This window comes from Bradyrhizobium sp. BR 10289 (assembly GCF_019455385.1).
Lineage (GTDB): Bacteria > Pseudomonadota > Alphaproteobacteria > Rhizobiales > Xanthobacteraceae > Bradyrhizobium.
Map to the genome: position 1 here is coordinate 152,873 of NZ_JACOFR010000002.1, position 24,337 is coordinate 177,209.

Annotated in this window: 30 protein-coding genes and 1 pseudogene; 19 read left to right on the forward strand and 12 right to left on the reverse strand. The window is 62.7% G+C overall.

Features of this window, described 5'->3' with window-relative positions:
• The gene (locus tag HYH08_RS04185) at positions 1 to 1,269 is read right to left on the reverse strand and encodes a tyrosine-type recombinase/integrase (protein ID WP_220008490.1); all 1,269 of its coding nucleotides are present in this window, start codon (positions 1,267 to 1,269) and stop codon (positions 1 to 3) included.
• A 542-nt stretch (positions 1,270 to 1,811) separates the two neighbouring features.
• Between HYH08_RS04185 and HYH08_RS04190 the strand changes: the two genes are divergently transcribed.
• The 3 genes from HYH08_RS04190 to HYH08_RS04200 all read left to right on the forward strand — a co-directional run bounded on the left by HYH08_RS04190 (position 1,812) and on the right by HYH08_RS04200 (position 3,311).
• A complete protein-coding gene (locus HYH08_RS04190; RefSeq protein WP_220008491.1) occupies positions 1,812 to 2,135 on the forward strand; it encodes a PadR family transcriptional regulator in 324 nt (107 codons plus the stop codon).
• On the forward strand, positions 2,123 to 2,920 hold the full coding sequence (locus HYH08_RS04195; protein WP_220008492.1) for a hypothetical protein: 798 nt from the start codon (positions 2,123 to 2,125) through the stop codon (positions 2,918 to 2,920). The genes HYH08_RS04190 and HYH08_RS04195 overlap by 13 nt, the downstream gene beginning before the upstream one ends.
• 136 nt (positions 2,921 to 3,056) lie before the next feature.
• Positions 3,057 to 3,311, forward strand: coding sequence for a hypothetical protein (locus HYH08_RS04200; protein ID WP_220008493.1), 255 nt, complete (start codon positions 3,057 to 3,059; stop codon positions 3,309 to 3,311).
• Positions 3,312 to 3,781: 470 nt separating this feature from the next.
• Here HYH08_RS04200 and HYH08_RS04205 read toward each other — a convergent pair whose 3' ends face one another.
• Positions 3,782 to 4,528, reverse strand: a complete 747-nt coding sequence (locus HYH08_RS04205) for a TIGR02391 family protein (protein WP_220008494.1) — start codon at positions 4,526 to 4,528, stop codon at positions 3,782 to 3,784.
• 133 nt (positions 4,529 to 4,661) lie between these two features.
• Here HYH08_RS04205 and HYH08_RS04210 point away from each other — a divergent pair, with 133 nt between their 5' ends.
• Positions 4,662 to 5,120 carry a hypothetical protein gene (locus tag HYH08_RS04210; protein WP_220008495.1) on the forward strand — a complete coding sequence of 153 codons (459 nt, stop codon included), beginning with the start codon at positions 4,662 to 4,664 and terminating at the stop codon, positions 5,118 to 5,120.
• A 363-nt stretch (positions 5,121 to 5,483) separates the two neighbouring features.
• Here the strand turns inward: HYH08_RS04210 and HYH08_RS04215 are convergent, their stop codons facing one another.
• Complete coding sequence (locus tag HYH08_RS04215; protein WP_220008496.1) at positions 5,484 to 6,002, reverse strand: protein phosphatase CheZ; 519 nt, start codon at positions 6,000 to 6,002, stop codon at positions 5,484 to 5,486.
• Positions 6,003 to 6,154: 152 nt separating this feature from the next.
• On the opposite strand from HYH08_RS04215, the gene HYH08_RS04220 reads away from it, so the two are divergent.
• On the forward strand, positions 6,155 to 6,550 hold the full coding sequence (locus HYH08_RS04220) for a response regulator (RefSeq protein WP_220008497.1): 396 nt from the start codon (positions 6,155 to 6,157) through the stop codon (positions 6,548 to 6,550).
• 122 nt (positions 6,551 to 6,672) lie between these two features.
• Entirely contained in the window at positions 6,673 to 6,981 is a 309-nt protein-coding gene (locus HYH08_RS04225; protein WP_220008498.1) for a hypothetical protein, read from the forward strand.
• A 29-nt stretch (positions 6,982 to 7,010) separates the two neighbouring features.
• Here the strand turns inward: HYH08_RS04225 and HYH08_RS04230 are convergent, their stop codons facing one another.
• A complete protein-coding gene (locus HYH08_RS04230; protein ID WP_220008499.1) occupies positions 7,011 to 7,679 on the reverse strand; it encodes a hypothetical protein in 669 nt (222 codons plus the stop codon).
• 271 nt (positions 7,680 to 7,950) lie between these two features.
• Between HYH08_RS04230 and HYH08_RS04235 the strand changes: the two genes are divergently transcribed.
• The 3 genes from HYH08_RS04235 (at position 7,951) to HYH08_RS04245 (ending at position 9,278) form a co-directional block, all read left to right on the forward strand.
• The gene (locus tag HYH08_RS04235) at positions 7,951 to 8,121 is read left to right on the forward strand and encodes a hypothetical protein (protein ID WP_220008500.1); all 171 of its coding nucleotides are present in this window, start codon (positions 7,951 to 7,953) and stop codon (positions 8,119 to 8,121) included.
• Between the two features lie 437 nt (positions 8,122 to 8,558).
• Positions 8,559 to 8,798: a hypothetical protein gene (locus tag HYH08_RS04240; RefSeq protein WP_220008501.1), complete on the forward strand. Its 240-nt coding sequence runs from the start codon at positions 8,559 to 8,561 to the stop codon at positions 8,796 to 8,798.
• Between the two features lie 195 nt (positions 8,799 to 8,993).
• The gene (locus tag HYH08_RS04245; protein WP_220008502.1) at positions 8,994 to 9,278 is read left to right on the forward strand and encodes a Zn-ribbon domain-containing protein; all 285 of its coding nucleotides are present in this window, start codon (positions 8,994 to 8,996) and stop codon (positions 9,276 to 9,278) included.
• 63 nt (positions 9,279 to 9,341) lie between these two features.
• On the opposite strand, the gene HYH08_RS04250 is transcribed toward HYH08_RS04245, so the two are convergent.
• Positions 9,342 to 9,731, reverse strand: a complete 390-nt coding sequence (locus HYH08_RS04250; RefSeq protein ID WP_220008503.1) for an NUDIX hydrolase — start codon at positions 9,729 to 9,731, stop codon at positions 9,342 to 9,344.
• A 148-nt stretch (positions 9,732 to 9,879) separates the two neighbouring features.
• Positions 9,880 to 10,965 carry an AI-2E family transporter gene (locus HYH08_RS04255; RefSeq protein WP_220008929.1) on the reverse strand — a complete coding sequence of 362 codons (1,086 nt, stop codon included), beginning with the start codon at positions 10,963 to 10,965 and terminating at the stop codon, positions 9,880 to 9,882.
• Positions 10,966 to 11,276: 311 nt separating this feature from the next.
• On the opposite strand from HYH08_RS04255, the gene HYH08_RS04260 reads away from it, so the two are divergent.
• The 3 genes from HYH08_RS04260 (at position 11,277) to HYH08_RS04270 (ending at position 14,105) form a co-directional block, all read left to right on the forward strand.
• Positions 11,277 to 11,504, forward strand: a complete 228-nt coding sequence (locus HYH08_RS04260) for a hypothetical protein (RefSeq protein ID WP_220008504.1) — start codon at positions 11,277 to 11,279, stop codon at positions 11,502 to 11,504.
• Between the two features lie 157 nt (positions 11,505 to 11,661).
• Positions 11,662 to 13,710, forward strand: a complete 2,049-nt coding sequence (locus HYH08_RS04265; RefSeq protein ID WP_220008505.1) for an acetoacetate--CoA ligase — start codon at positions 11,662 to 11,664, stop codon at positions 13,708 to 13,710.
• Positions 13,711 to 13,802: 92 nt separating this feature from the next.
• The gene (locus tag HYH08_RS04270; RefSeq protein ID WP_220008506.1) at positions 13,803 to 14,105 is read left to right on the forward strand and encodes a hypothetical protein; all 303 of its coding nucleotides are present in this window, start codon (positions 13,803 to 13,805) and stop codon (positions 14,103 to 14,105) included.
• Between the two features lie 90 nt (positions 14,106 to 14,195).
• Here HYH08_RS04270 and HYH08_RS04275 read toward each other — a convergent pair whose 3' ends face one another.
• Both HYH08_RS04275 and HYH08_RS04280 read right to left on the reverse strand, forming a co-directional pair.
• Positions 14,196 to 14,429: a hypothetical protein gene (locus HYH08_RS04275; protein WP_220008507.1), complete on the reverse strand. Its 234-nt coding sequence runs from the start codon at positions 14,427 to 14,429 to the stop codon at positions 14,196 to 14,198.
• A 339-nt stretch (positions 14,430 to 14,768) separates the two neighbouring features.
• Entirely contained in the window at positions 14,769 to 15,065 is a 297-nt protein-coding gene (locus HYH08_RS04280; protein ID WP_220008508.1) for a hypothetical protein, read from the reverse strand.
• A 188-nt stretch (positions 15,066 to 15,253) separates the two neighbouring features.
• On the opposite strand from HYH08_RS04280, the gene HYH08_RS04285 reads away from it, so the two are divergent.
• From HYH08_RS04285 to HYH08_RS04295, 3 genes are all read left to right on the forward strand, one after another.
• The gene (locus HYH08_RS04285) at positions 15,254 to 15,841 is read left to right on the forward strand and encodes a formyltransferase family protein (protein ID WP_220008509.1); all 588 of its coding nucleotides are present in this window, start codon (positions 15,254 to 15,256) and stop codon (positions 15,839 to 15,841) included.
• Positions 15,842 to 16,033: 192 nt separating this feature from the next.
• A complete protein-coding gene (locus HYH08_RS04290) occupies positions 16,034 to 16,384 on the forward strand; it encodes a hypothetical protein (protein ID WP_220008510.1) in 351 nt (116 codons plus the stop codon).
• Positions 16,329 to 16,874, forward strand: coding sequence for a hypothetical protein (locus tag HYH08_RS04295; RefSeq protein WP_220008511.1), 546 nt, complete (start codon positions 16,329 to 16,331; stop codon positions 16,872 to 16,874). The genes HYH08_RS04290 and HYH08_RS04295 overlap by 56 nt, the downstream gene beginning before the upstream one ends.
• 52 nt (positions 16,875 to 16,926) lie before the next feature.
• Here the strand turns inward: HYH08_RS04295 and HYH08_RS37365 are convergent.
• A pseudogene (locus HYH08_RS37365) lies at positions 16,927 to 17,007 on the reverse strand (RidA family protein); the annotation flags it as partial.
• 142 nt (positions 17,008 to 17,149) lie between these two features.
• Here HYH08_RS37365 and HYH08_RS04300 point away from each other — a divergent pair.
• Together HYH08_RS04300 and HYH08_RS04305 are read left to right on the forward strand one after the other, a co-directional pair.
• A complete protein-coding gene (locus HYH08_RS04300; protein ID WP_220008512.1) occupies positions 17,150 to 18,025 on the forward strand; it encodes a DMT family transporter in 876 nt (291 codons plus the stop codon).
• Positions 18,026 to 18,221: 196 nt separating this feature from the next.
• Positions 18,222 to 19,646, forward strand: coding sequence for a caspase family protein (locus HYH08_RS04305; protein WP_220008513.1), 1,425 nt, complete (start codon positions 18,222 to 18,224; stop codon positions 19,644 to 19,646).
• Between the two features lie 263 nt (positions 19,647 to 19,909).
• On the opposite strand, the gene HYH08_RS04310 is transcribed toward HYH08_RS04305, so the two are convergent.
• Positions 19,910 to 20,149, reverse strand: a complete 240-nt coding sequence (locus HYH08_RS04310; RefSeq protein WP_220008514.1) for a BrnA antitoxin family protein — start codon at positions 20,147 to 20,149, stop codon at positions 19,910 to 19,912.
• A gap of 3 nt (positions 20,150 to 20,152) precedes the next feature.
• Entirely contained in the window at positions 20,153 to 21,130 is a 978-nt protein-coding gene (gene cysK / locus HYH08_RS04315; protein ID WP_220008930.1) for a cysteine synthase A, read from the reverse strand.
• 360 nt (positions 21,131 to 21,490) lie between these two features.
• Between cysK and HYH08_RS04320 the strand changes: the two genes are divergently transcribed.
• Positions 21,491 to 22,597 (forward strand): acyltransferase family protein, encoded by a 1,107-nt coding sequence (locus HYH08_RS04320; RefSeq protein WP_220008515.1) that lies wholly within the window; start codon positions 21,491 to 21,493, stop codon positions 22,595 to 22,597.
• Positions 22,598 to 22,800: 203 nt separating this feature from the next.
• Complete coding sequence (locus HYH08_RS04325; RefSeq protein ID WP_220008516.1) at positions 22,801 to 23,019, forward strand: hypothetical protein; 219 nt, start codon at positions 22,801 to 22,803, stop codon at positions 23,017 to 23,019.
• Positions 23,020 to 23,032: 13 nt separating this feature from the next.
• On the opposite strand, the gene tgt is transcribed toward HYH08_RS04325, so the two are convergent.
• Positions 23,033 to 24,181, reverse strand: coding sequence for a tRNA guanosine(34) transglycosylase Tgt (gene tgt, locus HYH08_RS04330; RefSeq protein WP_220008517.1), 1,149 nt, complete (start codon positions 24,179 to 24,181; stop codon positions 23,033 to 23,035).
• Positions 24,182 to 24,337: the final 156 nt, after the last annotated feature.

Here is a 24,337-nt window from a genome sequence, read left to right on the forward strand (position 1 = left end):
CTAGCCTCTCATCGCCACGACATTGGAAGCCGGCGGGTTGAGGATGAGCTCGACCAGCCCAGCCAGCGCTTCAAAGGCCTGCCGCTTCTCGTCGAGGTATTCATAGCGGTCGTATGTCTCCCTGACGCCGCCTATGACGTGTCCCAGAGCCCGCTCGGCGTGATCGGTTGGCACCCTCGCCCGGCTCATCAGCGACCGAGCCGTGCGGCGCAGGTCATGCAGCCGCCAGCTCGGCATCGGCTCGCGGCCGTCTGCCTTCCGGATCTTGGCGATTGCGGCGTCCAGGTCACGCTTGGCCTTGCTGAACCCGCTGAAGGGCTTGGCGCCGTCCGTGGTTGAGAAAACGAACCAGGAATTGCCGGTGACGCCCTTGGGCTTCTCGCCAATCAGCGCCTTCGCGGCAGCCGTCAGGGGCACGACATGGTCCAGCTTGGTCTTGTAGCGCTCGCCCGGGATAGTCCACAGGTCGCCGTCGATCTCGATCGAGTGCATCCGTGACGACTCCGTCCTGCGGGTGGCCGTCAGCAAGAGCGACTTGACATATCGAGCATAGCACGTCGGTTCGGTGACCTGCTCGAGCCCGGCCCATACGTCGCGGATCTCTTCGTCAGAGAGAACGCGCTTCCCTGCCCGATCCTTGGTCTTGGTCCGAGCCATGCCTTTGACGATCGGGGAATTGAACTCGTCATCCCGCGAGGCGTACCAGTTGAAGGCCTTCCGCACATAGGCCAGGGTCCTGTCCGCCATAACCGGCCCACTCTCGTCCTCGATGTCGTCGAGCATTTCCACGACGTGAGAGCGCTTGAGCTCATAGACGCTATAGTCGCCGATGTCCGGCTTCACGAGGCGGTCGAAAGTGCTCTCATACTGATCGGCACTCCGGAGATTGGGCTTGGCATAGCGCTCGATGAACTGATCAAGGACATGGGAGACGGTCTTATTGGCCTTTGCCTCCTTGCGCTTCTTCTCGGTTACCGGGTCGGTTCCCCGCTGCACCTTCACAGCCGCCGTGCTGGCCCGGTCCTTGGCCTCCGCGAGGCTCAGCGCCGGCAGGGTGCTGGTGGCCTCCTCTGTCTGCCCCTCGGCTTCCGGATTAAAGGTCCCCAGCGTCAGCTTCCGGCTCTTGCCGTCGATCCGGTATCGGAAGGCCCAGCTCTTGGCGCCGCTCGGCTGGATCACGAGGTACAGCCCGTCGCCGATGTGGCGCTCCACCCGCTTGTCGGGATCGGCCTTCAACTTTCTGATTGCTTGGTCGGTGAGCTTGGCCATGACTTCCTCGGGGTAGTTGATGGGGTAACATCAAGGGCCGGTTAGAGGATGTTACCCCTTGTGGGGTATCAACATCTAACTTTCACGTTATCTCTAGCATTTATAGAGGAATTTGTCACTGACCACGTGACGCAGTGTTGGGGTGTGTTACCCCTGTTTCCTGACTTTTAATCACGGGGTCCTGGGTTCGAGCCCCAGCGCGCTCACCAGTACGCACCTGAATATGTGATCTAATTTGTAAATGGCGATCAGCCTCCGGGCTCCCTTATACCGACGGGGACCCGCCGGGGACCCGAAGACTGCCAACTAAGCTTTGGACCAGCCTACCCCTTTCACGTGCTCGCACTAATCCCGCTCGTGATCGGCTGCTTTCTTTACTCGACCCTCTTGTCGCGACGGATTTGCAGCCGCCCTTACAGCCAGAGACGGTTGATCGGCGCGGAACGCGAGCTGGACGGATCTCTCTTTCCTCGCCCGTTGACCGAGCTCACTAGCTACTCTATATAGGGCTATGTAGATATACAGAATAATGGAGTGGGCCTATGGTGAAACGGCAGCGTCAAGACCCCAGGCTCTCCCACCAAGCATTGCGCGTCCTAAAGGTTTTCCTTGAAGGGCCACGCGAAGGACTTGCCGGGTCCGATATCTGGAAAACACTCGGGCTCTTTACCGGAACGGTCTACCCGCTCCTCCTCCGCTTCGAGAACGCGGGCTGGCTCACAAGCACGTGGGAGTTGTTGCCGCCGGAAACCCTCGCGCGCCCACGCAAGCGCATCTATCAGCTCACGCCGACCGGCTACAACAAAGCACGGGAAGCGCTGGCCACCCTCGAGGTCGAAGTTGGGAGCCCGTCATGGAAATTCTGATCTCGGTAGTAATCGGCTTGGCGCTGATGGAGTTGTACGCTTGGCTTGACCCACTCGCGAAGTGGATCGTCAAGTTGGTCGCGAGATCCCTTCCCGACGGTGCTCAAGCCGATTTCATTGAGCAATTCACAGCGGACCTGGATGCCCTGCCCAATTCACTGGCCAAACTCTTCTATGCTGTACGCGACTGCGCGCTTTCGAGGAAAAGCATTCAAGAAGCTGCCTACAGAAACGTTTTGTCAGAAGTCACTGATCAGTACGAATCGCTTTTCGAGAAAATCGCGCGCATTGAGCCAGCAATCGATGAATCACGTGTGAGTTTCGATCGAGGATGGGGCACCGCCCTAAAGTTCGTTGAAATCGTCGCTGACTCTTCGCGTACGCTGAAAACAAGGCTGAAGCCAAATGATCCCGCAGCACAGCTCGCGGTTGAAAATTTTGACAAGGTCTGTGCGCCCCTGGTTGAATACTTTTCGCTCATCGAAGCAACGTTTGAGCGGAACGTTGCGGCGATCAGGGCACACGCCGAATTGATCGCGCAGCCGTATTCGACCTTAAGGCCATTGATTTCGAGGCTTCGAGAACGGCTCTACGATCCGCGACCTTTGGAAGATGAGGATGAGCGCCTTTTTTCTGAAGTAGCGCGGGTGACAACGGAGTTGGCTGAGCGTTCGAAGCTAACGCTTCCGAAATTGGAAAGCTTTCCGCCCCGACCGGACGAGTTTACCGATCAGCTGAAAGCAGTCGGACGTGCCTCCGACGAGGCACTACGCGCCTTATCCTAACTTTCGTCCTTGGCACCCTTAGTGCCCGCTGGCGTTAGAGCCATCGGGCACTAACCTCTCCGCACCCACGAGGCGCAGTAGCTCGCGTGCGTTCCAAGCCACCAGACTATCCGCAACCTCTCTCTGGAGTTACCTAATGAACATTGAACCGGCCTCTCTGAATGCCGTCGAGAAGAAGGCTTATGAACTGCTGAAGCCTCGCCTTGCAAATTTAGGATCCATTGTTGTCCTGAAGGAGGAGAATGATCGGATCCGCATTGATGTCATTTCCCCCCATCACTTTCAGCGCACTGCTGCAGAGCTTGAAGTGGTGGCCGGTGAAATCGGCCAGGCGACCTCGTGCTCGGTTGACGTGAGATTGACCACTCAGTGGCCCTCGAAGGATCTCTGATGAGGCAATTCGATCACCTAACCCTGGCCGAGCTCGATATAGAGATACGAAAGATCGAGCACGAGCCTGATCCAACGCCATCTCAACGGGCGCGCCTGGAAGAGATGAGAGCGGCCCTCGATCGCCGAAAGGCCTCGGCTCAGGGCAAGTAGCGCGCGACGGAAGCAGCGCGCTGCTGCTCGTTGCCGCTTTAGTCGCCGGCGGAGCGTCATTAGCCGCTGCCGGTCGCGTTTCCTGTGGGCTCAGCGCGCGCTTCATGGGGCCCACCTCCTCGATTGCCTTCAGGACGGCCTCGCGTTCGGACTCCGGTTACCGCGAGAACTTGTCGATAAGGCTGTCGAGCTTCGCGCCCCTAACCTGCCGCGGCGCACATCCGTCATGATCTGCAAGCCCTTCAGATCGCCGCAGAGCATCCAATCGAAATTGATGCGTCTCGTCAGATTAGGTTCCGTCTTACATCGCGTGCTCGATTAGGGTTTGCGAGCCTCGACGATGCGCAGGAGATGCGTCGCAAGGAGAACTTGCTCCTGTGCTTCACGATGATCAGTCAGGTTGATCGTGCGATGCGAGTGCGGGTTCTTGTAAGAGCCGATGGCTCCCGCGAACAAATGCGCGAGCGCTTCGCGTTCACCCTCGGGCTGTGTCAGATCAGTCAGGGGTCCAGCTTTCGGATCGAAGGCCTTTTGCATTAGAGCGACGCCAATGTCTGCCGGCTGGTACCCTCCCGCCTCACGCACTGCGACCTCGACGGCCTTAAACGCAGCGAAGACAGCTTCGTCGAGTTCGCCGCGCAACATCGCCGAGTACACTTTCTTTGCGATCGAGGGGTGAAGTAACGACTTCGGGAATTCGCGCGCCGCCCGAATGCGGTCGAAGTCCTCCTTCGAGCCGACGCTTTCGCCGTCGGAAGTCAGTACCATCCAACCGTTGCGGCCGTTCGTGTCGGGAGCCGGCATGATGTACCCCTCGCGCGAGAGGTAGGCCCATGTCTCGTTGAGCAACGCCTCGACCCGCGCCTTCGTGTGATACGGGTAGCCGTACTCGTTGGCTGAGGTCATGCCGGTGCCGACTGTTACTTGGGGCACGCTGTCAGGCCAGAACATGTTGCCTGACTGCCGGCGCACTTTTGCCAACTGCAGCAGGATCGGAGCAAGTTCATCGGGAGCCAGTTCCAGCAAAGCCTCAGGCGTCGGGAATAGCGTAAACAGGGTATCCATGGTCGCATCCTTGCGATGGCTCACGCGTAAGGTCTGAGAACAAATAATAAACAACCTTTAGGTCTGGGCACTCGAAACGTTTACGAAAATTTCAGCAACCGGAAGCAACACCTTTCCGAAGGCTACTTCAGTCATGGCTGTCCAACCCACCCGTCCATTGGTCTTAACGGCTGCGCAGCATGTATTGCTCGGCGAGTTGGTCGAAATCATGGGTCTGATCGAGGACCTACTAATCGAATCAGCCGAACGCGTAGATTCCGTGGCAGCTGCGAAATTGCGGAAGCTTACCGCAGCGCCTCAAGCCGATGAGTGGGTCAAGGCTATAACAGGCAAGATAAACGATCCATCGGCCGCTGCTCTCCTTTCAGCTGCGCAACTGGAGCTTGCTCAGGTTGCAGAAGATCGAAACGATTTTAATCACGCACTCTACGCAGGTGTTTACGTCCGGGGCTATGTGCAGCCTGGCTATCAGGCGACAACAGCAACGCGGAGCAAGACAGGCAATAGTCGCTCTACCTGTGAACTGGCGAAGATCCGCGATCGGGCAGCAGCCCTATCGTGCGTGGTCGATACGATCGCGGACTCGATTTGACCATCGAAAAAGCCCCAGCGTGAACCGGCGGCCCCTGGCGCCTTCACCGCCTAAACCGTCGGCAGTGCTTCATTGGCATTACGGTGACAGTAATACGGTGACAGTGCACTTAATTGGTGGGATGTGATGAGGCTCGGGCTGGCGTAACTGCACTGCACCGTAACTTGGGTTCGAGCCCCAGTGCACTCACCAAACACTGATCGTATTTTCGGGGTCAAGCTTCTGTACGAATAGCGAAGACGAACAAAAAGGACGTACTAGCTAGCTCGCGACTCCGATCAGCTAGAAATTGCATGCTGGTGATCGAAGTCCCACAGACCAATTGCCCGACTTTCAGTGCCGAAGCTCCAAGCACGCCGCAGCTCACGCGAACAGCTTGTCGATGTCGTCCTGGGAAATCGCCACGCCCGGCCGTTTCGGGCCCTCCATCAGGTTCGGTTCGCTTGGAACAGCAAGCTCGGCGGCCATCCGCGCCAGCTCCTCCTTACCCCACATCCGGACCAGCCTGTTGATGTGGTCCTCCATGAACTGCAGCGACTTGACCACGCGCGTGATCCGCTGCCCTGTGAGGTCCTGAAACGCGCAGGCTTCGAACACGTTGTTCGTGCTGTCGACGATCTCGCCGCAGACCGCTGCGACAATCGGCTCGTCGACGCCCTGCAACTTCGCGACGCTGACACCGATCGCCTCCATGCTTTCGAGGATCGCGTTCCCGGCTGCCTCCGTATTCTCGACGATCGCGTCGAGGGTGTCTGTCATCGTCGCGAAACTGCCTTTGCTGTTGCCTTGAAGAGCGGCGAATTCCCGCCGCATGCTGCTGATGTGGCCGAACATCTCGACCAAATGCGTTTTCAGCACCCTCTCTTCTTGCGGCGTAATCATCAGAAATCCCCGACGTCCCTTTGTGTGCCAGAAAGCTATGGCGGCTTGCGGTTAACGTCCTGTTTAAGGGCCGATGCTAGTCCTCGGAGCGGACCCACGGGGGCCTAAATAATCTGTCCCGAATGTGCGTTTTCGTTGCGTAGGAAAGCAAGATGGCGGTTGATCTGTCGATGCCTGTCTTGGTGGTGGACGACTACAGCACCATGATCCGCATCATCCGAAATCTGCTCAAGCAGCTCGGCTTCGAGAATGTCGACGACGCCAGCGATGGATCGGCCGCACTCGACAAGATGCGCGCCAAGAAATACGGGCTGGTCATCTCGGACTGGAACATGGAGCCGATGACCGGCTACGACCTGCTGCGGGAGGTCCGCGCCGACACCAATCTCGCCACCACGCCGTTCATCATGATCACGGCGGAATCGAAGACCGAGAACGTCATTGCCGCCAAGAAGGCGGGCGTGAACAACTATATCGTCAAGCCGTTCAACGCCGCCACGCTGAAATCCAAGATCGAGGCGGTCTTCCCCGAGACGGCAGGCGTCTAGCCCAGCGCCGATGTGAGATGCGCTTCCATAGGATCCAGTGAAGAGTCTGCCCTGGCTCGCGGTCTGAATTGATGCCGCAATCTTCGCGATGCTATGCTCGTTGCAAAATCCGGAGTCTCCCCATGCGCAAGATCGCCCTCGCCGCCATGTTTGCCCTGGTCGCTGCGCCCGCATTCGCGCAGGACCATGTTCCCATGTATGGCGAAGCGCCCAAGGAAAAGACGGAGTCGCAGAAGGCGGACGACAAGCGGGCTGAGCGCGCCTATCAACGCTCCCTCAACAATGTTCCCGACCAGAAGGCGGTCGATCCGTGGGGAGCTGCCCGCGGCGATGCAGCGTCGACGAAGCCGGCAAAGCCCGCGGTGAAGCATTCATCCAAGGCCAAGAGCGACATCAAGAGCGGCACCAAGAGCGGCAGCACCGCCAACTAGCGAACTCTGGAAAGAGGCCCGCCCGATTCCTAACTCTCGGGCGCTGCCACCGTCGCCGGCGCACTCAGCGGTGCGCCCCCGACCGAGACCGGCCCGACCGACTTCGACTGCCGCTCCATCCGTTTGCGCATCGCGGCGGAGAATCCATAGCGGGCGTGCGCCTTGCGGATGGAGGACGTGACGTCCGACATCACAGTGCCTTGCAGCGTATCGACCTTCGCGATGAGCGTGGAGAGCTGCGAAGAGATCTTCTTCACATCGAAGCGCTCGTCCGTGATGCTTTGGCGCAGCGACAGCAGCACCATTGAATCCTGCTGCTGCAAAGCCGCCTTCTGCTGCAGGGCGTTGGTGTTCTCCTGCAACGACGCGGTGTGCTGCTGCTGGGCCGACTGAATCTCCTTCAAGGCCGCGAGAACGGGATCCGGCTTTGGCGCGGAGGGCTCCCGGTGCGGAAGCAGTTCGGCCAGGCGGCTGATATCCGGCAACGCAAGATCATTCGGCAGCGTATAGACCGCCGCCGCGCCATTGATGGCCAGGGCGCACACCGCCAGCGCCAGGACCGATTTTCTGCTGGACCGCGTCACCGGCACTTCGGCTTCCGGCGTTTCGGGTTCGATGGCAGCGGCAGCGAGCGCGAGGGCCGCGGGGTCGAGCTGCTCGACGAGGCCTTCTGCCTGGGATGTCGTGGTCATCTGCATGGACCTCCATTGAGCGAGCAAAAGGAGGCCGATGCCGGAGCGTCTTCACGACGGCTCCTGTACGCGGCACCCACTTACACAACTGCCTAAAATTGTGGGCTTTTTGGCTTAATGCCACGTTAGCGGCGTGGTCGCCCGGCGCCCCCTTCCACCCCGGCTGAATACGGGTTCCATGCGGCGGATGCGATCCCGCCTGTCGTGGTCAAGTCACAAAAGCCGCAAGACAACGCGCAGGAAAGGTGTAGGATTCGGGAAAACAGGGAGGAACGGCATGTTTGAAATCAGCGGTTTCGACACGGCCGGAATCGTCAGCCTCAAGCGGGCTTCGCTCGAGGCCGCCCTCAAGAAGGCCAGGGAGCTGGTTGAAGACGGCTGCTGGGATGTCCGGATCGTCGACCCCGCCGGCCGGGTCTACACCTCGTTCGAGGAGCAGGCCGCCTAGCCGCCCTCGCCTTCGTTATCCGGAAAGCGCCCGCCGCGCGGACCGCACGCGGCGCGCTCAGCGTACTGCCACTCAAAATGAAAACCCCAGCGCCTGGTAGGGTGCGCTGGGGTGTTTCCAAAATATAAATCGGTCAAGCAATGCGGTCTTGATAGCAGCAGCCGCGCAGATCGCGTGTGAACTGGTTCACACGCTTCACTGAGTTTCGCCTGTCGACGACCGGCCGTGGCTCAGCACCAGCGCCGGCCGACACCCACCAACGATCCTGCCGCAATCTCGCGCGGCATCACAGCTGGGCGATGGAGAGCTGCGCACGGAGCGTGACAAGGGTCACGTTCGAGGCCCGCTGACCTGACCTCGCCAGAAGCGCATGCCGCATTTGCCGTTTGAGCGGCGCCAGGCGGCACGCTAGGCTGCGCCTTTTTACGGAGGCTCATTTGAAACCGATCATTTTCACCGCTGCGATTGCACTCCTCGCCGTCGCCCCCGTCCGAGCGCAGCCGCTGGTCGATCCCAGCAAGGTTGCTCCCGAATATCGCGAAGCGGCGGAGAAGCGGCGGGCGGAGCAGATCCGCCAGCGCGAATGCGCGCTGAAGGCGGATCTCGAAAAGGTGTTGCCGAGGGATCGCACCGCCTATCTCACCCATTGCCTGGACACGATGGCGGCCAAGCAATAGCGAGGACGTCAAACCCCGGGCCTTGCCGCCCGTCGCCGCGGGCCGGCGATGCTTGTCGCCGGTTCTTTCGGACCATCCCCTTCCGTCAGCGCTGGTGCAGCAACGCTGTCGTTTCATCCGCGGGAGCGTTCAAGCTTTCTTCAGGCTTTTGGGATCAGCTGACCATCCATTTCCAGCAATCATTGTCGATCGCGCATGAGCTTCGTCCAGATTCAATGCACACGGTGCAAGGGCGTGTTCCGCGATCGCGCGGGGCGGCTGCAGGACGGCTATTCCAGGCAATGTCCGAGCTGCGAGGTGGTGCTGTTCTTCGCCGAGGACGCGCCGCATCCCTTCATCAAGCGCGCGATGCGCAACGCCCGCAAGGTCCGCAAGGAGCAGCGCGAAGCCGAAGCGGCCCGGATCACCGCGCCGCAGCCGCAAGCAGCCCCGTCGCGGCGATTTGCCGGGCGCGCGCGCACGGCAGAGAGGTCGGATTAGGCACCGACACCTCCGACTTTGCCGCGCGATTTGTCGCACCCGCACCGCAAAGTCGGCCAGCCCTCACCCGCGCCGCTTCCTCGGAAACAGCCGGTCACGGATGTAGCGCGAGGTCGCGGTCAGGCGGATGCCGCGCGGCTTCTGCCAGGCGGCGCGATCAATCTCTTTTTTGTCGCCGATCGCGAGCCTGCCCTTGGCACCCTTGGCGATGAAGATCGCATCGCTCATCTTGCGGCCAGAGCGCTTGTTCCTGGCCTTCACTTCCTTCCACAGGCTGATCCTGCCGAGCTTCAGCTTGGGCAGCTCCTCCTTGATCTCCCGCCGCAGGCAGTCCTTGTCGGACTCGCGCGCACGCTTGCGGCCGCCCGGAAACATCCACAGGCCGTCCGATCGACGTCTGACCAACAATATCTTGCCGCGCCTTGCGGCAACCAGCTTGGAAGACTTCGCCATTGCTGCCGTCATCAAAAACAGAATCGTACCAATGGTAACTTGTCTACTCGAATAGACAAGTTAGCGGCGCGCCTTGATCACAGCCGGCGGGCCGTCAGAATGTCGCGCGTACGCCGAAGCAGGCCGTTCGTCACTTTAAGGCGCGATATCAGCCCTCGCCCGCCCCCACCGGGTCCTCGGTCCTGATCCAGGCCATCATCAGCTCCCAGGCCACCGACAGGATGATCGGCCCGATGAACAGGCCGACGATGCCGTGCGCAAGCGTGCCGCCGATGACGCCGACGAAGATCACGATGGTCGGCGTGGTCAGGCCGCGCCCCATCACCAGCGGCTTCAGCATGGTGTCGATGAAGCCGACGAGGACCAGAAACACGGTGAGCAGCAGCGCCGTGGTGACGTCCTTGGCGGTCCAGATCCAGATGAGGACCGGCAGGATCACGAGGAAGGCGCCGATCTGCACGATCGAGAGCAGCAGCACGATGAAGGCGAGCAGGCCGGCGCTCGGAACGGACGCGAGCTTGAAGCCGAAGCCGGCGAGCAGCGCCTGCACCACGGCGACACCGATCACGCCCTGCGCCACAGCGCGAATGGTCGCGCCCGCGAGCTCCAGGAAGTGCTCGCTCTGCTCCGGCACGATCCGGAACAGGAAATTGCGCCCGGCCGCGACCAGCCGCGGCCCGTGCGGAAACAGGAAGCCGGCGACGAACACCGACAGCAGGAACTGGACCGTGCCGACACCGGCATCGCCGGCGAGAGAGAGCAATGGTCCAGCCAGCGGCTGCAGATACGGCGCCACCTCGCGCAGCACCGCACGGATGTTGTTGTAGGCCTGCTCCCAGAGCTCGTAGAGCCACGGCCCCACCAGCGGCCATGACTTGAGCTGCTCCGGCGCCGATTGCAGCGCGAGATCGCCGGTGTCGAGCTGGCGCGCCAGACCGCGCACGCCGTCGACGGCACTGATGCCGAGCCAGGTGGCGGGGCCAATGACGATGCCGAGCGTGATCAAAGTGAGGATTGCGGCCGCAGTCTTGGGCCGGCCGCCGAGCATTTTGGCGACCCAGCTGAAGGCCGGATAGAACGCGACCGCGAGCACGCCGCTCCAGGCCAGGATCGGCACGAACGGGCGGATGATCAGGAAGGTCCAGATGATCAGGAGGCCCAGAAGGACCAGCCGGATCACGAGCTGGATGATGTCCTCTCCCGTCAGCAGCTGACGAAGGCTTTTCACGGGCAGGGCTTTCCTTGCGACATCACGCGGGTTCCGGCACTGGCACAGGCCCGGGTTATTGCCAGCCCCGCACGCGCCGTCAAGACGACGGGCCGCGCCGTGTTCCGTGCCAACGGACCGCTGCGCCGCCCGGCGCGGCCTGATTGCCGATCGTCATCGGCGTCTCGCTGATCGCACCGAAGCCCATGTCGCTGTCTTTCGGTCGCACCGACCCGTTTGCCTAACGACCGTTAACCGGATTTCCATGCGTCGGTTTACGTGGCTGCAAAGGCACGCGCCTACCCTTCTCGCAGCGCATCCAAGAACACTGATCAGCAATGGCCAACAGCATCTGGACGACCGAAGAATTCACCTGCCCCGGCTGCAGCATGAACTACACCGCGACGCGCGAGGAGCACAGCGAAGCGCACAGCGGCAGCTTCAAATGCAGCATCTGCAGCGGCGTGGTGCACAGCTGGTCCGGCAAGCACCACTTCTTCGGCTGGCAGGCGGTGAAGACCAAGCCGCCGGTGTTCGGCCGGCGCTGGGCCGGGGTCGAGTGGTAGGCTGAAGTCACGGTCTCACTGAAGTGTCGTAGCCCGGACGGAGCGCATCGAAATCCAGGCCACGGACTCACTGTCATTGCGGTCTGCGCGAATGATGGCTTCTGCTGGTCTGCGGTGAGAGCTACACTCCGCTCCCCGCAACCGAATCCGGCTCGCAATGACCGCTCCCTTCGTTCCCCAGATCGCCCTCTACCGCAACTGGCTCGCCGCGCAGCGTGGCCTCACCTTCGCGAGCTACGAGGAGATGCGGCAGTGGTCGGTGCGCGATCTCGACGCGTTCTGGCGCAGCATCTGGGACTATTACGATCTGCAGTCGCCGACGCCGTTTGCGGCCGTGATCACCGAGCGCAAGATGCCTGGCGCGATCTGGTTTCCGGGCGCGCAGGTGAATTACGCGCGGCAGGTGTTTCGGCATGTCGAGGCGGCGCACGCTGCCGGCCTGCCCGCGATCGTCAGCTGCGGCGAGGACGGCAAGCTCAACGAGACGAGCTGGCCGGAACTGCGGCGCAAGGCGGCCGCGCTCGCGCTGCATCTGAAGGACCAGGGCGTCAAGCCCGGCGACCGCGTTGCGGCTTATCTGCCCAACATCGCCGAGACCATCATCGCGTTCCTCGCCAGCGCCAGCATCGGCGCGATCTGGAGCGTCTGCGCGCCCGACATGGCAGCGCCCGCCGTGATCGACCGCTTCAAGCAGATCGAGCCGAAAGTGCTGATCGCCTGCGACACCGTCACCTATGCCGGCCGCAAGCACGACCGCAAGGACGTCGTCGCGGAGCTGCGTCGATCATTGCCGACGGTCGAGCATGTCATCCTGCACAGCGAGGCCGATGCGGCCGCCACGCCCGATGCCCTCTTCGCCGACGTCACCGCAAGGGCGGGAGCTGCGATCGACGCGTTCGAGCCGATGTGGCTGCCGTTCGATCATCCTCTCTGGATCGTCTATTCCAGCGGCACCACCGGTCTGCCCAAGCCGATCGTGCATGGCCATGGCGGCATCGTCATCGTGGCGCTGGCACTGCTCGGCCTGCACAACGACGTCGGCTGCTCCTACCACGAGAACTCGTTCGGCGAGCGCTATCACTGGTACTCCTCGACCGGCTGGATCATGTGGAACAGCCAGGTCGGCGGCCTGCTCAGCGGCACCACCTGCTGCATCTTTGATGGCAGCCCCGGCGGAGCGAAGGACAAGCCGGACTGGGGCACGCTGTGGCGCTTCGTGGCGCAGTCGAAGGCAACCTTCTTCGGTGCGGGCGCAGCGTTCTTCGCCAACTGCGCCAAGGCCGAGATCGACCTTGCCGCGGCGGGCGATCTGTCGCGGCTGCGCTGCCTCGGCTCGACCGGCTCGCCGCTCAGTGCCGACACGCAAGCCTGGTTCAGTGCGCGCTTTGCGGCGCTGTCGAAGACCAACGGCAGCAAGGCCCAGGCCGACATCTGGTGGGCCAACATCTCCGGAGGCACCGATTTCGCCGGCGCCTTCATCGGCGGCAACCGCGAGCTGCCGCAGACGCCGGGCGCGATGCAGTGCCGCCTGCTCGGCGCTGCGGTGGAAGCCTTCAGCGAGCAGGGCCGCGCCGTGATCGACGAAGTCGGCGAGCTCGTCTGCACCGAGCCGATGCCGTCGATGCCGCTCTATTTCTGGAACGACAAGGACGGCGCACGCTATCGCGCCAGCTATTTCGAGACCTATCCGGACAATTTCGACGGCAGCGGCCGCGGACCGGTGTGGCGGCACGGCGACTGGCTCAGGGTCAACCCTGATGGCTCCTGCATCATCTACGGCCGCAGCGACGCCACCATCAACCGTCACGGCCTGCGCATGGGGACCAGCGAGCTCTATTCCGCGATCGAGGCGCTGCCGGAGGTGCTCGACAGCCTCGTCGTCGATCTCGAATATCTCGGCCGCGACAGCTATATGCCGCTGTTCGTGGTGCTGCGCGACGGCGTCGCGCTTGATGGCGCGATGCGAGCGAAGATCAACAAGGCGATCGAGGCCGGCCTGTCGCGCCGCTTCCTGCCGAACGAGATTTTTGCCGTCGCCGAGATTCCGCGCACGCTCTCCGGCAAGAAGCAGGAGCTGCCGATCAAGAAGCTGCTGCTCGGCCACCAGGTCGAGAAGGTCATCAACAAGGAGGCGATGGCCAATCCCGGCTGCCTCGACTGGTATCTTGCGTTTGCGCGCGACTATCTCGCACGAGCGGCGGTGTGAAGGGAGATCGCCGCAATTGCGCCGGTCGCGTTTGCACTCCGTTCACCGATCGCCGCTAGATCAGGATGGCCCTTCCTCGACGAACAGCAGCAATGGCCGACCTCAACGCCGTCCTCACCAGGCTCAATGACCGCCTGCTCCGCCTCGAGGGCGAGCTGTTCGTGCTGCGCTCGCTGGCGCGCGCGACGCTGACGGCGGGCGACGACCATGCGGCGCGGATGCGTAAGCTGGTCGAGGCCGCAAAAGTCGCGCTCGACGACGAAGCCAAACGCGAGCTCGACAAGCCGACGCGCAAATATGTCGATGCGGCAACCGCCCTCGTGGACGAATTGCTGGTGGAGCCGACGCCGGCGCGGCCATTGTTCACCGTCATCGACGGTGGCCGGCGCGACTAAAGCGCGACGAGATTATTGCGCTTTACGTTGTTGTTTGAGCACGATCTTTTCGGAAAACCGCTGCGCAATTTTCCGGATCATGCCTGCGCGTCAAATCGGGCGCGTCGTCCCTGAATCCGTGGAGTCGGCCTTCAGCCGGCTGAGGCCGGCCTCGATGATCGCGATCTCCTCGTCGATCTTCTCGATCGGCAGGCTGAAATCATAGCCCGACCGGCTCTTCAGATCGACCGCGAGCCGCTGCCTGTGCATCATCAGCTCGTCGAGCCCACGGCGGTTCTTCAGACGCACATAGGCATCCACGATCTGCTCAATCGCGCTCGGCATGAAATGGGTCCCGGCAAAAATGCCCGCGCGACGCACCCACGCCGGCGGGACATTTTTGGTGTCGCGGTACGCAATACAAATCCGCGACGGATTCGTCGATACGACAAGCTGGTTGAGAACGTATTACCGTCTGATGATTTCGCGATGGCCGGGCATGAAAAAGCCGCTGGCAAATGTGCCAGCGGCTCGAGCCGGGTTCGAAAACGGATCCGGAATCAAATTTCGCCAGCCCCGGGTAGGTCGAGGTTCTAACCGCACAAAGCCGGTTCCTCCGTTAAAAATGAAACGGAGGAACCGGCCTGACCATCATTTGCTGGTGACCGTGACCGCCCGGCAACGCTAATCCGTCACGCAAAAGTACTTTCGCGGCAGCCTGCGATAGGCGCTGTAGCGGTAGTACGGCCTGTAAGCGTAACCGCGATAGATCGCCGGCGGCTCCTCACCGTAATAGGCGCCGTGGTAGAAATTGTTGGGCACCCCTTCGATACAGCGATAGGCATCCCAGTTCGGGCCGATCAGCGGCGCGACACCCATTTCCGGCGGCACCGCCGGGTAAGGCCCGCCGGCATCGGCCGGACTTGCCATGACCGAACTTGCCACGACCAGCGCGGCGAGAACAAACCACGCGCTTCGCATGCGCTCGCTCCTGAGATGGTGCAACACGCGCATGGAAGCACCGGAACGGCGCCCTGCGCAATCGCGGATTCGTCGTGTCCCGCGCCCGGCGCATTGTTGATAACCGGTGCAAACGGTCTGCGGGTGGTGACACGGCGCCCGGACGTGTTATCGGGGGATGACGCAGTTGCGAGACGGATCGGACCCCCATGCGCATTACCCTCGTCGGCTCCCGCCATTTCGGTGTGACCACCCTGAACATGCTCCGGGAGCACGGCGTCTCGATCGTGCGGGTCGTCGTGGCCGACGCCGAGGACCGCCTCGCCGCGACCGCCAAGGCGGCCGGCATCGAGGTGGTGGTCCAGGCCAACCCGAAGCTGGTGGTGGCCTCCGAGATCGCCCCCGACACCGACCTGATCATCACCGCCCACAGCCACGCCCGGATCGGCAAGGATGCGCTGGCCGCGGCCAAGCTGGGCGGCATCGGCTACCATCCCTCGCTGCTGCCGCGTCACCGGGGCAAGGCCGCCGTGGAATGGACCATCAAGGAAGGCGATCCGATCGCCGGTGGCACGATCTACCATCTCGCCGACCGCATGGATGCCGGCGCGATCGCCGCCCAGGACTGGTGCTTCGTCAAGAAGGGCGAGACCGCCCGCGAACTCTGGGAGCGTGCGCTCGCCCCGCTCGGGTTGAAATTGCTCGCCGACGTGATCGATTATGCCAAGGTTCACAAGGCGTTGCCGGCCAAAGCTCAGGATGAGCAGTTCGCGACCTCGGCGCCAAGTCTGTCCTGAGGTTCCAAAGCCTCTCCCGACGTTAACGATTAACGTGAAGCCACGTTGATTTTGCTTCGGAAATCGCAGCCGGAAACGCAAATAAACCATTGTTCCCACAGGAACAATTTTAGATTTGGCGTTGCATCAAATTTCCGTCACATTCGGTCCGAATAAGCGACAGCATATCAGACACATTCAAGGACGGAATTTATGCGTTTGGCTCGCATCGCGGCGTTCTGTGCCGCTTCAGTTTTCGCCGGCACCCTCGCCGCCCCCGCGTTCTCCCAGACCCCCTATGACGGCAACTGGCAGGTCACCATCGTCACCAAGTCCGGCTCGTGCGAACCGACCGCAAGCTCCATGCTGACGGTTGCCGACGGCAAGATCACCGCGCCTGGCGCTAACGTTTCCGGCACCATCGGCAGCGGGGGTCTTGTGAAAGTTTCGATCAATGGTGCATATGCCAATGGTCAACTCAACGGCAACGCCGGATCGGGAAAGTGGAATGGAGCATCTGCAGGCATACCGTGCAGCGGGCGATGGGAAGCATCGCGCCAATAAACCAATCGAGGCTCGCGCCTGGAATCGGCGGCTGCTGATTGCGGCCGCCGTTTTGTTTGCGGCGGGGATCGTCAATTCTGAGAGCAAGGCCCAGTCCGGCCCGTTTGCCCCGCTGGCTGGCAGCTGGAGCGGCGCCGGCACCGTCACGCTGGACGACGGCTCGACCGAGCGGATCCGCTGCCGGGCCAAATACGCTCCGATCGGACCGACCATGGAGTTGTCGCTGACCTGCGCCAGCGACGCCTACAAGTTCAACCTCAGCGCCAATGTCAGGGCTGAAGGCGGCGCGATCTCCGGCAGCTGGTCCGAGGCCAGCCGCAACATCTCCGGCTCGCTGCAGGGCCGCGGCGCCGGCGGCAACTACGAGCTGGTCGCCTCGACCGCCGGCTTCAACGCCAACCTCTCGCTGAAGACCAGCGGCAGCAAGCAGAACGTGGCGATACGCGCGGACAGCCAGTTCCGCGGCGCCAACATCTCGCTGTCGAAGTAAGACGGCGGCACGGCAACAGGACAAAGCCCCGGCGACCTCGCCGGGGCTTTTTTCATGCAGTCGGCACGAACGCGGTGACCTCGGTCTCGACCTCGGCACCGTGGTCGACGAGACCTCCGATATAAAGCAGCGTCGGCCCCCGATCTTCTCGTTGTTCGATGATCGCTCAGCACACCGCGCTGCATCGCTGCATCCGCAGATTTGGCCGTTGCAAAGCACAGCGATGTCGCCGATACCCGCCATCTCTTCAGGAATTCACCCCGCATCCTTCTGCCATGACCACGACACCGTCCAAAACCATGGCCGCACTGTGGATGGCCGGCTGGCTGTCGCTGACGCTCGTCATGGCCGTCGCGGGCCGCGAAGCCTTGCGCGACATGAACGTATTCCAGGTCATGGAAGTGCGTGCGCTGGTCGGTCTCTGCCTGCTTTATCCGATGATCCGGCGCGCCGGCGGCTTCGTGACCCTCAAGACCGCGCGGCTGCCGCAGCACATCGCGCGCAATCTGATCCACTATGTCTCGCAGCTCGGCTGGTTCTTTGCACTGACGCTGATCCCGATCGGCCAGGTCGTGGCGATCGAGTTCACCATGCCGATCTGGACCGCGATCCTCGCCGCGAGCTTTCTGTCCGAGCGCATGACGTCGTGGAAGATCGCGGCGATCGTGCTTGGGCTGGTCGGGGTCATCGTGATCGTGCGACCTTCGACCGGCGAGATCAATCAGGGCCAGCTGATCGCACTTGGCGCCGCGGTCGGCTTCGGCGTCTCCATGGCCCTCGTCAAATCGCTGACCCGCACCGAGAGCGCGCTCGCGGTCTTGTTCTGGATGCTGGTGGTGCAATCGGTCGCCGGCGTCCTGCCCTCTCTCTACGTCTGGGCCTGGCCGCCCGGGCACGTCTGGGCCTGGGTCATGGTGATCACGGTCTGCGGCACATTCGCGCATTACTGCCTCGCCAGCGCGATGCGCTATGCCGACGCCACCGTCGTTGTTCCCATGGATTTCTTGCGGGTTCCGCTGACTGCGACCGCCGGCTGGCTGCTCTATTCCGAGCGGCTCGACGGCTGGACCCTGCTCGGGGCTGCGCTGATCCTGTGCGGCAATCTCCTGAATTTGAAACCAACCCCGGCAGTTCCCGCCCGCGCGCCGTGAACCCGCGCGCTGCCTCGCGCGACAAACAATGTGGTCGAGCGTGATTTGGATCACGTTGGAGGGGCATTCCAGCGTGCAACACTCGGCCGCAAAGCAACGGGTTGCGGTCGTTTTGCTTGCACGGAGCCGGGCGATTTCGTGTAGCTTCGCCGCGAATTTGTTGCTGCCTGCAATTCGATTCTATTGGGGATTTCAGATGCGCACTCTCACCCTCCTCGCTTCGCTGATGTGCATGGCGCTCTCGATCAGCGCCGCCAAGGCAGACCGCCGTGTCGCCTTCGTCGTCGGCAACGGCTCCTACAAGAACGTCGCGCAATTGCCGAACCCGCCGATCGACGCCAAGGCGATGGCATCGACGCTGCGCAATGTCGGCTTTGAGGTGATCGAAGGGTCCAACCTCACGCGCGACCAGATGACGGAGAAGCTGCTCGACTTCGGCCGCAAGGCCCAGGGCTCCGATGTCGCCGTGTTCTATTATGCCGGCCACGGCATCGCCGTCGGCGGCACCAACTATCTCCTGCCTGTTGATGCCGACATCAAATCGGAGATGGACGTCAAGCTGGGCGCCGCCATCAACATCGACCTGACGCTCGACCAGACCATGGGCGACGCCAAGGTCAAGCTGGTGTTCCTCGATGCCTGCCGCGACAATCCGTTCGCCGCCAAGATCAAGTCGAACTCGGCGACCCGCAGCGTCAACGTGCAAAGCGGTCTTGCCGAGATGAAGTCGGGCGAAGGCACGCTGATCGCGTTCGCCACCGGCCCAGGCCAGACCGCACTCGACGGCCAGGAGGGCAACAACAGCCCGTTCACCCGCGCGCTGATCGACAACATCACCAAGCCCGGCGTCGAGATCCAGCAGGCGATGACCGCGGTGCGCGCCCAGGTCAACGAAGAAACCCACAAGGGCCAGTTGCCCTGGGGCCATACCAATCTGATCGGCGCGGTCTATCTCAACCAGGCGCCGACCACCCAGGTCGCCAACGCGGCGCCGACCGCAGCGGGCGTCGTGCCGGCAGCAGCCAGCAGCAATGACGGTGTCGAGCTCGAATATTGGCGCTCGGTGAAGGAATCCAACAAGCCGGAAGAGCTCAACGCCTATCTCTCGGCCTATCCGAACGGCCAGTTCAAGGCGCTGGCGCTGGCGCGGCTCGCCGCGATCAAGAGCGGTCCGTCGACGACGACGCGCAACCTCAACGGCGGCGTCGATCCCGCGACCTTCACCGATGATGCCAGCCAGCTCACCGAGGACCAGATCGGCCTCGACAAGGGCCAGCGCCGCGACGTGCAGCGCCGCCTCACCGGTCTCGGCTTCGACACCAAGGTGACCGGCGTGTTCAACGACGAGACTCGCACGGTGCTGAAGCGCTGGCAGGCCGCACGCGGCTATCCCTCGTCCGGCTACCTCAACAAGCTCCAGCACAAGGCCCTGCTCTCCGAGATCGTGGCAGCAGCGCCTGCCAGCGCGAGCGACGACAGCCCGAAGCCGGCCCGGCGTGCTGCCCCCTCGCAGGCGCAGAGCGCACCGGCCCCCCGTCACAACAGCGGCGGCGGCGATGCTGGCGCAGCCTTTGTCGGCGGTGTCGTCGGCGGCATGATGGGCGGCATGTTCCGCCGCTGAGGCGAGATGAGATCGCAAATATAAAAAGCCCGGCTCACGCCGGGCTTTTTCGTTGCGGTCGCCTGTCGAGGCAGGAGCACGGCGTCGCGACATACTCCGTCATTGCGAGCGCAGCGACTTGTCCGCCGAAGCCTTGGCGAAGGCGGAAGCAATCCAGGATCTCTCCGCGGAAGCAGCCTGGATTGCTTCCTCGCAAGAACTCCTCGCAATGACGAGGAGCGAGATGCGCAAACACGCGGACCTCTCAGCCTGCAGACCGACGCCTACTTCCCCGCCGCCTTGCGCAGCGCCTCGTTGATGCGGTCCTGCCAGCCGGGGCCGCCCTCCTGGAAGAACTCCAGCACGTCCTGGTCGATGCGGAGCGTCACCTGCTCCTTGATGCCAGGTGCCACGTTCTGCTTCGGCAGCGGTGCGGCGACCTTCGCCGTCACCTTCTTGAACGCCGCCTCGGCCTCCGACCGCGCATCACCCAATGTGCGCGGCCGCCTCGGTTGATCCGCCATGTGCTAGATTCCCTCAAACAGAGCTGTCGAAAGATACCGCTCGGAGAAGGACGGCACGATAGCCAGTATGGTTTTTCCCGCAGCTTCCGGCCGCTTGCCGATCTGGAGGGCGGCGGCAATCGCCGCGCCCGAGGAGATGCCGCCCGGAATGCCCTCATGCCGCGCCAGCGCGCGCGAAGTCTCGATCGCCGTCGTCGAGTTGATCTTGACGATCTCGTCGATCACCGATCGGTCGAGAATGTCGGGCACGAAGCCGGCGCCGATGCCCTGGATCTTGTGCGGCGTGTGCTGGCCGCCCGAGAGCACCGGGCTCTCCTCCGGCTCGACCGCGACGACACGCAGGGACGGCTTGCGCGGCTTCAGCACCTGGCCGACGCCGGTAATGGTGCCGCCGGTGCCGACGCCGGCGACGAAGTAATCGATGTTGCCGCCGGTGTCGTTCCAGATCTCCTCGGCGGTGGTGCGGCGGTGGATGTCCGGATTGGCGAGGTTCTTGAACTGCTGCGGCATCACCGAGTTCGGTGTCGTCTTGAGCAGCTCCTCGGCGGTGGCGATCGCGCCCTTCATGCCCTGGGCTGCCGGCGTCAGCACCAGCTCGGCGCCGAGGAAGGCCAGCATCTTGCGCCGTTCGATCGACATGGATTCCGGCATCACCAGCTTGAGCCGGTAGCCGCGCGAGGCCGCCACGAAGGCGAGCGCGATGCCGGTATTGCCGGAGGTCGGCTCGATCAGCACGGTGTCGGGCTTGACGATGCCGGCCTTCTCCATGGCGATGATCATGGCCGCGCCGATGCGGTCCTTCACGCTCGCGGCCGGATTGAAATACTCAAGCTTGGCCAGGATCGTCGCGTTGACGCCGTTCATGCCTGGCAAGCGGCGCAACCGCACGATCGGCGTGTCGCCAAAAGCCTCGACGATCGAGTCGTAAATCCGGCCACGGCCGGGCTGGTGCGCTGCACCCGTTTTGGACGATGCGTCCATCATGAACTCCCTAAGGCGAGGATTTTGACTGATACCGCAACGCAGTTACAGACAGGTGGCCGCACCGCGCAAGCGGCAAAGCAGCCCAGGCGGAGCCCGCCTCCTGGCAAAAATATGTGATCCCGTCGGCCGTTCTGCCAGCCATGGGTCGGGCCCCCTCGCCTTCCCGATCCCCGTTGTCAATCTGTTGACAATTGACGTGCTGAACTGCCGCCTTGCGCCAGCCTCCCGATCATCGCGCGTGCCTTAGCCAGCTACCCTCCGACGGCGGCGTCCGTTGCGGCCGGGCGGATCGGGGCAGGACGATGCCGCCGCGGCTGATCTGGCGATTGGACGAGGCGGCAGGGCAGAGAGCGTGCAATGCATCGACGGCTGGCCTTCATCGATACGCTGCGCGGCATCGCCGTCCTGTCGGTGGTGGTCCAGCATGCGCTCGAGGTGATCGTGCGCGAGCATCCAACCGGCGCGTATCACGCGGTCTTTCACGACGCGATCGGCTATTACATGAATTTCGGGCGGTTCGGCGTCGTGCTGTTCTTCTTCGTCAGCGGCTTCGTCGTTCCCTCCAGTTTTCCGAACAGCCCGTCTCCCGTCCACGACTTCTCGATCAGTCGTTTCTTCCGGCTCTACCCCGCCTATTGGACTTCGATCGCGCTGGGGCTGGTCACGATGCAGATCATCGAGTCCAGGACCTATGGCCTGTCGCAGATCGCCGCGAACCTGACGATGCTTCAGTCCTTCCTGGAAGTCCCTCACCTCTGGGACTTCTACTGGACGCTGACGATCGAGCTGCTGTTCTACGCCCTCTGCATTGGTCTGTTCATGGCAGGCCTTCTGAGCCACCGCTTCACCGCAATCGCGATCGTCATCGCGACGGCCCTTGCCGGCACGGCGGTGGCTGTCCTGGTCGACAACAGGGCGGCCTGGGTCGTGATGGAGGCCGTCCTGAACCTGTCGGCGATGTTCCTCGGCAAGATCATCCGCGACACAGTCATCTCGGGAACACTGCGATGGCGGCATGTGACCGCCTGCACCGCGCTCTACGCGCTGTTCGCGATCACGCTGTGCAACAGCCGCTATGGCGGCGTCTATGACGGCAACTTCTTCTACAGCTATTCGATCGGGGGCGCTTATGTCTGCGCGGCCCTCGTCTTCATCCTGTTCGCAGCGTTCGGCGAGCGGATGGCGTGGCCTCCGATCGCGTTCGTCGGCGTGATCAGCTATTCGGTCTATCTGCTGTCGCCGTTCGCGATGGTCTGGGTTCACCGTTACGCCTGGCTTGGCGACGGGCCGCTTCCCTGGTTCGTCTTCGTGACCGCGGTCGTGGCGTCCTCCATTTTTGTCAGCTGGGTGTCATACTCCGTCGTCGAGAAACCGTGGATCTCGTTCGGACGCAGGCTGCGTTCAGACCGCAGCAAGACAGATGCTTTCGCACCGGCGCTGAGCCGGCAGGGTGCGATGCAGTAACGTCTGGGCGAGCGAAGCAGCGCGACCAATTATCGCAACGCACACGTTTGCGCTGCGATAAGGACGCAGACGACGCGGGAAGAACGTCCGCGGACACATCCAGGTGAAGCCAATTTTATAAAAGCCGACGCTTTTGTGTTGCGACCTCGTCAAGTGATTCTGCTTATGTTAGACTTAGGTCTCAAAGCAGGGAGGTCACCACGATGTCAGCAGTCGCTGAAGTGTTGTCGACCGTCGTGTCAAGGCGTGATCCGCGTTGCAGCGAGTTGCCGACCTGTCCTGTCTGCGCCGACTCCATGGTCGCCGCCGAAGCGTCGGCATATGTGTCCGACCACGTGATCAGCTATCTCTGGACTTGCGACACCTGCGGCTACGGCTTCGTGACCAAGCACGCCGTCAAGCAACGGATCGTCTGCAACTGACATCCGTCACGCCTCAGCGCGGGGCGATGTCGCCCCTCGCCCAATCCTCGCGCGTACGCTGATAGAACTGCTCGAACGATCCGTGCGCGATCGCGTCCCTGATGCCCTGCATCAGGAACTGGTAGTAGGCGATATTGATCTCGGACAGCAGCATCGCCCCCAGGGTCTCGCCCGCCTTGACGAGATGATGCAGATAGGCGCGCGCATAGTTGCGCGCCGACGGCCATGAACTCTCCTCATCGAGCGGACGCGGATCGTCGGCGTGGCGCGCATTGCGCAGGTTCACCTGGCCGAAGCGGGTGAAGGCGACACCGTGGCGGCCATTGCGCGTCGGCATCACGCAATCGAACATGTCGATCCCGCGCTTGACGGCCTCCAGGATATCGTCGGGCGTGCCGACGCCCATGAGATAACGCGGCCGCTCCTGCGGCAGCAGCGGCGCGGTCTCGTCGATCATCGCCAGCATCACCGCCTGCGGCTCGCCGACGGCAAGGCCGCCGATCGCATAGCCGTGGAAGCCGATCTCGACGAGGCCTTGCGCGCTGGCATGACGAAGCTGCGGAATGTCGCCGCCCTGCACGATGCCGAACAGCATGTAGCCCGCGGGCGCGCTCTCGAAGGCCCGCTTGCTGCGCTCGGCCCAGCGCAGCGACAGCCGCATCGCGCGGTCGATGTCGTCGCGCTCGGCCGGCAGGCGCACGCATTCGTCCATCTGCATGGCGATGTCGGAGCCGAGGAAGCGCTGCACGGCGATCGAACGTTCCGGCGACAACTCGACCTTGGCGCCGTCGATATGCGAGCGGAAGGTCACGGCGTGCTCGGTGACCTTGCGCAGGTCGGCCAGCGACATCACCTGGAAGCCGCCGGAATCCGTCAGCATCGGGCCGTTCCAGCCGGTGAATCTCTGCAAGCCGCCTAGCGCGGCGATCCGCTCGGCGCCGGGGCGCAGCATCAGATGATAGGTATTGCCGAGCACGATGTCGGCGCCGGCCTCCCGCACCTCCCGCCAGTGCATGCCCTTCATCGCGCCGGCGGTTCCGACCGGCATGAAGGCGGGCGTCCGCACCACTCCATGGGGCGTGGTCAGGCGTCCAGTGCGCGCAGCGCCATCGCTGGCGAGCAGTTCGAAATGATTGGGTAGGCGGGTGTCGGGAGGATTCATGGCGGTGCTTATTGCGTGTCGGCAAGGCCCGATCAACCCGCTCGGAGCGCTCCCTGCATCAGACTGGGACACATTCGACACCTGCTGGACGATCGCAAAGCCTTGCCAAACAAAACGATACAGTGTAGTTTTACCGTGGGGGTTGGACGAGATGCC

Coding starts and splice junctions, on each gene's coding strand:
- HYH08_RS04185 (WP_220008490.1), bottom strand. CDS start 1,269: ATGGCCAAGCTCACCGACCAAGCAATCAGAAAGTTGAAGGCCGATCCC.
- HYH08_RS04190 (WP_220008491.1), top strand. CDS start 1,812: ATGGTGAAACGGCAGCGTCAAGACCCCAGGCTCTCCCACCAAGCATTG.
- HYH08_RS04195 (WP_220008492.1), top strand. CDS start 2,123: ATGGAAATTCTGATCTCGGTAGTAATCGGCTTGGCGCTGATGGAGTTG.
- HYH08_RS04200 (WP_220008493.1), top strand. CDS start 3,057: ATGAACATTGAACCGGCCTCTCTGAATGCCGTCGAGAAGAAGGCTTAT.
- HYH08_RS04205 (WP_220008494.1), bottom strand. CDS start 4,528: ATGGATACCCTGTTTACGCTATTCCCGACGCCTGAGGCTTTGCTGGAA.
- HYH08_RS04210 (WP_220008495.1), top strand. CDS start 4,662: ATGGCTGTCCAACCCACCCGTCCATTGGTCTTAACGGCTGCGCAGCAT.
- HYH08_RS04215 (WP_220008496.1), bottom strand. CDS start 6,002: ATGATTACGCCGCAAGAAGAGAGGGTGCTGAAAACGCATTTGGTCGAG.
- HYH08_RS04220 (WP_220008497.1), top strand. CDS start 6,155: ATGGCGGTTGATCTGTCGATGCCTGTCTTGGTGGTGGACGACTACAGC.
- HYH08_RS04225 (WP_220008498.1), top strand. CDS start 6,673: ATGCGCAAGATCGCCCTCGCCGCCATGTTTGCCCTGGTCGCTGCGCCC.
- HYH08_RS04230 (WP_220008499.1), bottom strand. CDS start 7,679: ATGCAGATGACCACGACATCCCAGGCAGAAGGCCTCGTCGAGCAGCTC.
- HYH08_RS04235 (WP_220008500.1), top strand. CDS start 7,951: ATGTTTGAAATCAGCGGTTTCGACACGGCCGGAATCGTCAGCCTCAAG.
- HYH08_RS04245 (WP_220008502.1), top strand. CDS start 8,994: ATGAGCTTCGTCCAGATTCAATGCACACGGTGCAAGGGCGTGTTCCGC.
- HYH08_RS04250 (WP_220008503.1), bottom strand. CDS start 9,731: ATGGCGAAGTCTTCCAAGCTGGTTGCCGCAAGGCGCGGCAAGATATTG.
- HYH08_RS04260 (WP_220008504.1), top strand. CDS start 11,277: ATGGCCAACAGCATCTGGACGACCGAAGAATTCACCTGCCCCGGCTGC.
- HYH08_RS04265 (WP_220008505.1), top strand. CDS start 11,662: ATGACCGCTCCCTTCGTTCCCCAGATCGCCCTCTACCGCAACTGGCTC.
- HYH08_RS04270 (WP_220008506.1), top strand. CDS start 13,803: ATGGCCGACCTCAACGCCGTCCTCACCAGGCTCAATGACCGCCTGCTC.
- HYH08_RS04275 (WP_220008507.1), bottom strand. CDS start 14,429: ATGCCGAGCGCGATTGAGCAGATCGTGGATGCCTATGTGCGTCTGAAG.
- HYH08_RS04280 (WP_220008508.1), bottom strand. CDS start 15,065: ATGCGAAGCGCGTGGTTTGTTCTCGCCGCGCTGGTCGTGGCAAGTTCG.
- HYH08_RS04285 (WP_220008509.1), top strand. CDS start 15,254: ATGCGCATTACCCTCGTCGGCTCCCGCCATTTCGGTGTGACCACCCTG.
- HYH08_RS04290 (WP_220008510.1), top strand. CDS start 16,034: ATGCGTTTGGCTCGCATCGCGGCGTTCTGTGCCGCTTCAGTTTTCGCC.
- HYH08_RS04295 (WP_220008511.1), top strand. CDS start 16,329: ATGGAGCATCTGCAGGCATACCGTGCAGCGGGCGATGGGAAGCATCGC.
- HYH08_RS04300 (WP_220008512.1), top strand. CDS start 17,150: ATGACCACGACACCGTCCAAAACCATGGCCGCACTGTGGATGGCCGGC.
- HYH08_RS04305 (WP_220008513.1), top strand. CDS start 18,222: ATGCGCACTCTCACCCTCCTCGCTTCGCTGATGTGCATGGCGCTCTCG.
- HYH08_RS04310 (WP_220008514.1), bottom strand. CDS start 20,149: ATGGCGGATCAACCGAGGCGGCCGCGCACATTGGGTGATGCGCGGTCG.
- cysK (WP_220008930.1), bottom strand. CDS start 21,130: ATGGACGCATCGTCCAAAACGGGTGCAGCGCACCAGCCCGGCCGTGGC.
- HYH08_RS04320 (WP_220008515.1), top strand. CDS start 21,491: ATGCATCGACGGCTGGCCTTCATCGATACGCTGCGCGGCATCGCCGTC.
- HYH08_RS04325 (WP_220008516.1), top strand. CDS start 22,801: ATGTCAGCAGTCGCTGAAGTGTTGTCGACCGTCGTGTCAAGGCGTGAT.
- tgt (WP_220008517.1), bottom strand. CDS start 24,181: ATGAATCCTCCCGACACCCGCCTACCCAATCATTTCGAACTGCTCGCC.